Here is a 4,148-nt window from a genome sequence, read left to right as displayed (position 1 = left end):
GCTCTTGTGCCACGGGGGCCGTCCACATATGGGTCCTGGCTTTCGCCAGGACGACAGCGAATGTGTTGCGCGGTCATCGCGCAACAAGTCGCGCTCTCAATCGATCTTCCTTGCCTCTTCCGGCAGCATGATCGGGATGCCGTCCCGGATCGGATAAGCGAGCTTGGCGGACCGCGAGATCAGTTCTTGCTTGGCCGCGTCGAATTCCAGCGGGCCCTTGGTCAGCGGGCAGACCAGGATCTCCAGCAGTTTGGGATCGACGCTGTTTTCGGGGCGTTCCGTGGGCGTGTTCATGATGGTCTCCGGCAGTCGGTTGCCTCTAGCACAGAAAATCGATCTAGGCAGTGACCATCCGCTCGATCTCGTCGAGCAGTCCCTGGAGCCGTGCGGCTGGCACCGGCGCGGCGGACAGCGCGAAGCCGAGAAAGGTCCAGTACAGGATCTGCGCGCGCGCCTGCGCCGTCGCGGGGGCGAGCCCCCGCTTCTCCAGCAGGGCCACGACATAATCGAGCCTGCGGCGGTCGATGGCGCGGACGGCCGCTTGCGCCGCCGCGTCGAACGCCGCCCAGTTGCGCACCGCGCGCTCCAGGTCGAGCCGGGCGCCAAAGGTCCGGCGCAGCAGCGCTCTGAGCGGCTCGTCGCTGTCGGCCTCGACGCCGGCGATGATCTCCTCGGCCGCAATCTCGCGCCAGCGCTTCAATACGGCCGCGTGGAACGCGCCGAGATCGGCAAAATGCCAGTAGAAGCTGCCGCGCGAGACGCCCATCGCTTTCGACAACGGATCGGCCTTCAGCGCGGTCAAGCCGCTTTTGGCGAGCGCCTTGAGGCCCTCTTTGATCCAGTCGTCGGCGGAGAGCTGCTCGGTCATGTCCGGTTCCGATCTCGGACCATACACTAGTGTATTGACAGGCCGTGCGCCAGCGCCTATCTCACCATACACATGTGTATGGGCGAGGCCTGAGGGAGTTTTGATGATGCGTGATGTCCTGCTCCAGTGTGCCGGCAGTCTCGCCATCCTCGTCGCCCTGATCCATGGCTACCTTGGCGAGGCCAAGGTGTTTCCCCGCGCCACCATCGAGCCGCCACGGCTCCGCACCCTGATCCGCCTGGTCTGGCAGGCCTCGACCGTCGCCTGGATCGGGTGCGGCATGCTGCTGATTGCCGCGCCCTGGATGGAGTCAGCGTCGGCGCGCCGCTGGATCGTGCTCACCATGATCGGCGTGTTCGGGCTCTCCGCCTGCGCCAACGCGTGGGCGACGCGTGGCCGGCACTTCGGCTGGATGATGCTCACGGTCGTCGTGGCGCTGGCGGTGGCCGGCTACTGAACAAGGGAGGCGTGTCATGGAAGATCGTGTTCGATTGACCATCGCGGACGGTGTGGCGCACGTCCGGCTGAACCGCCCGGACAAGATGAATGCCCTCGATCCCGTGATGTTCGAGGCACTGATCGCGGCAGGTACGCGGCTCGGTGCGCGCAAGGATGTCCGCGCCGTGATTCTCTCCGGTGAAGGCCGCGCGTTCTGCGCGGGCCTCGATCTGGACCGGCTTGTGGCCACGACGCGCGGCGAATCGTTGATCCCGGCGCTCGATCTGACGCAACGAAGCCACGGCATAGCAAACCACGCCCAGCATCTGGTCTGGCTCTGGCGCGAACTGCCCGTGCCGGTCATCGCCGCGGTGCATGGCGTTGCGTTTGGCGGCGGCTTCCAGCTCGCGCTTGGTGCCGACCTTCGCTATCTCGCGCCGGCGACGCAGCTCGCAGTTATCGAAGCGAAATGGGGACTCGTGCCCGATATGGCCGGCACGCAATTGATGCGCCACCTCGCGCGCGAGGATGTCGTGCGTGAGTTGACCTACACCGGCCGCGTGTTCTCGGCCGACGAAGCGCTGGCTTATGGATTTGCGACGGGAATTGCGGAAGATCCGTTGGCGGCCGCACGGGCAATCGCGCACGAGATCGCCGGCCGCAGCCCCGATGCTGTTCGTGCCGCCAAGCGGCTCCTCAATCTCGCCGCTACCTCGGACCCCGCCACCGGTCTTGCCGCCGAGACGGCTGAGCAAGCTGCGTTGCTTGGCACCCCCAATCATGTCGAGGCCGTCAGGAGCAATCTCGAGAACCGCTTTCCGCAATGGAGCCAGGCATGACGGTGACACTCGTCACGGGAGGCACAGGCCATCTTGGTCGCGACATTGTCGAGCGTCTCGTTTGCGGCGGCCATCGTGTCCGGCTACTCGCGCGATCTCCGGGCCGGCGATCGGATGTCGAATGGGCCATTGGCGATCTCTCCACGGGAGCAGGCGTGCGCGAGGCCTTGCAAGATGTTGATACCGTCATCCATGCGGCGACGTATTCGCCGATCGCGCGACGCGGTGGCGTGCGACCGATCGATTTTTTCAAATCTCCTCCCACCGTCGATGTCGAGGGCACCGAGCGGTTGCTGTCGTTCTGCCAGCAGCAATCGGTCAGACATTTCCTGCATGTGTCGATCGTCGGGCTCGATGATGCGACGCTGCCCTACGCCAAGGTCAAGCTCGCCGGCGAGCGGCTGGTTCGCGCCTCTTCGCTGTCCTGGTCGGTGGTTCGCGCCATGCCGTTCTACTATCTGCTGGACAAGATGCTTGCGGGCCTCGCCTGGCTTCCGGTGTGGCCGGCGCCGACGACGTTGTTCAATCCCGTCGACACGTCGGATGTTGCCGATCACGTCGTCACCTGCGCTTTCGATGGCGTGCGCGGCGAGCGCGCGGAGATCGGCGGGCCCGAGGACCTCAGCCTCGCCACGCTCGCGGGCCAATATCGTGACGCGCGCGGCCTGCATCGACGGATTCTACCGATCGCTCTGTCAGAGGCGAAGGCGCGCGGCATGGGCTTTGTCGTGAGCCAGGGCGTGCGCGGACGGCTGTCCTGGGCCGACTGGTTGCAGTACCGCTACGCTCGTGCGTGAACGCGGTCCGTGTGCGTGATGTCACACCGTGAGGCTTAAGGCCGCAGCGAGCCGCGAAACATGCGTTGCACGCGGGGCACGCTGATGTTTTGGCGACAGTTAGAATATCTCTAACGCTGCGCAGATCCGCACCGCAATTGACTTCATCCTCTCCTTCGCTTCCTTCGGGCGCGCACACGACAGAAGAGGAGATCTCAGTGAGAGTCATTCGTGTTCTTGCCATCGCATTGACGTTCGCCGTCGGCATGGGGTCGGCGGCGATGGCCGACGGTTTCAAGGATTGCACCAAGCTCGACAAGGCATCATGGAAGCTGGCGGGCGATGCCGAAGCCAAGGCCAAGGCAGCAGGCTATGAAGTGCGGCGCTCCAAGATCGAAGGCTCGTGCTATGAGGTCTATGGCGTCAAGGAAGGCAAGCTCTACGAGCTGTTCTACAGCCCGGAAGATCTCAGCCTGAAGCACACGATTGCGAAGTAAGGCTCTGCTTGCACGACAGCGGTTTGACAGAAGCGCGCGGGGTGTCGAACCGACGCCCCGCCGATCGCACGGTCCCGGTCTGGGATCTTCCGCTGCGCCTCTGGCACTGGGCGCTTGCCGCATGTGTCCTGGTCGCGTGGTTCACGCCGACTGTCTATGACAGCCTTCATCGTATCTTCGGCTATACGGTGATCGGGCTTCTCGTCTTTCGCTTGGCCTGGGGCTTTTGGGGCAGCCGCTATTCGCGCTTTCGCATGATCGGTATCAGGCTTCGCGCCGCGCCCAGCTATCTCTGGAATCTCCGCCGCGGCATCACCGGCCGCTATCTCGGGCTCAATCCCGCCGGCACGTTGATGATGGTGACGTTGCTGCTGTCGCTCGCTGTTTCAGCGATCACCGGCGCGTTGTCGGTAACAGTCACCTTCTTCGGCGTGTGGTGGATCGAGGATACGCATGCCTGGGCGTCCGACGCCGTCATCGTCCTCGTCGTGCTGCATGTCGCAGGCGTGGTCGGGATGGGCCTGCTTCAGCGCGAGAACCTGATCCGCGCCATGATCACCGGCCGCAAGCGCATCCGCGGTCGTTCGTAAGGACGCGACGCCCATTCCTCCTCGTCATGGCCGGGCTGTCCCGGCCATCCACGTTCTTCTCGCCAAGAGGCAAGTTCGTGGATGCCCGGGACAAGCCCACGGCTGTCCGGTTTAGATTTTCTGGACAAGGCGCATGGCGT

7 protein-coding genes are annotated in these 4,148 nt (G+C 64.4%); 5 read left to right on the top strand and 2 right to left on the bottom strand.

The window, feature by feature from the left end; genetic code table 11:
• Nucleotides 1-96 precede the first annotated feature (96 nt).
• Together Q0687_RS28770 and Q0687_RS28765 are read right to left on the bottom strand one after the other, a co-directional pair.
• Entirely contained in the window at nucleotides 97-294 is a 198-nt protein-coding gene (locus Q0687_RS28770; protein ID WP_283047716.1) for a Trm112 family protein, read from the bottom strand.
• A gap of 43 nt (nucleotides 295-337) precedes the next feature.
• The gene (locus Q0687_RS28765) at nucleotides 338-868 is read right to left on the bottom strand and encodes a TetR/AcrR family transcriptional regulator (protein ID WP_298884728.1); all 531 of its coding nucleotides are present in this window, start codon (nucleotides 866-868) and stop codon (nucleotides 338-340) included.
• Nucleotides 869-974: 106 nt separating this feature from the next.
• On the opposite strand from Q0687_RS28765, the gene Q0687_RS28760 reads away from it, so the two are divergent.
• The 5 genes from Q0687_RS28760 (at nucleotide 975) to Q0687_RS28740 (ending at nucleotide 4,008) form a co-directional block, all read left to right on the top strand.
• Nucleotides 975-1,325: a hypothetical protein gene (locus tag Q0687_RS28760; protein ID WP_298884735.1), complete on the top strand. Its 351-nt coding sequence runs from the start codon at nucleotides 975-977 to the stop codon at nucleotides 1,323-1,325.
• A gap of 16 nt (nucleotides 1,326-1,341) precedes the next feature.
• Entirely contained in the window at nucleotides 1,342-2,145 is an 804-nt protein-coding gene (locus Q0687_RS28755; protein WP_298884725.1) for a crotonase/enoyl-CoA hydratase family protein, read from the top strand.
• Complete coding sequence (locus Q0687_RS28750; RefSeq protein ID WP_298884722.1) at nucleotides 2,142-2,942, top strand: NAD(P)H-binding protein; 801 nt, start codon at nucleotides 2,142-2,144, stop codon at nucleotides 2,940-2,942. The genes Q0687_RS28755 and Q0687_RS28750 overlap by 4 nt, the downstream gene beginning before the upstream one ends.
• A 197-nt stretch (nucleotides 2,943-3,139) precedes the next feature.
• The gene (locus Q0687_RS28745; RefSeq protein WP_298884719.1) at nucleotides 3,140-3,418 is read left to right on the top strand and encodes a PepSY domain-containing protein; all 279 of its coding nucleotides are present in this window, start codon (nucleotides 3,140-3,142) and stop codon (nucleotides 3,416-3,418) included.
• Between the two features lie 8 nt (nucleotides 3,419-3,426).
• Nucleotides 3,427-4,008, top strand: coding sequence for a cytochrome b/b6 domain-containing protein (locus tag Q0687_RS28740; protein WP_298884717.1), 582 nt, complete (start codon nucleotides 3,427-3,429; stop codon nucleotides 4,006-4,008).
• The last annotated feature ends 140 nt before the right edge of the window (nucleotides 4,009-4,148 follow it).

This window comes from uncultured Bradyrhizobium sp., from assembly GCF_936928535.1.
Classification (GTDB): domain Bacteria; phylum Pseudomonadota; class Alphaproteobacteria; order Rhizobiales; family Xanthobacteraceae; genus Bradyrhizobium.
Note: the sequence above shows the minus strand (reverse complement) of the source record. Positions and strands in the feature narration are given on the sequence as shown.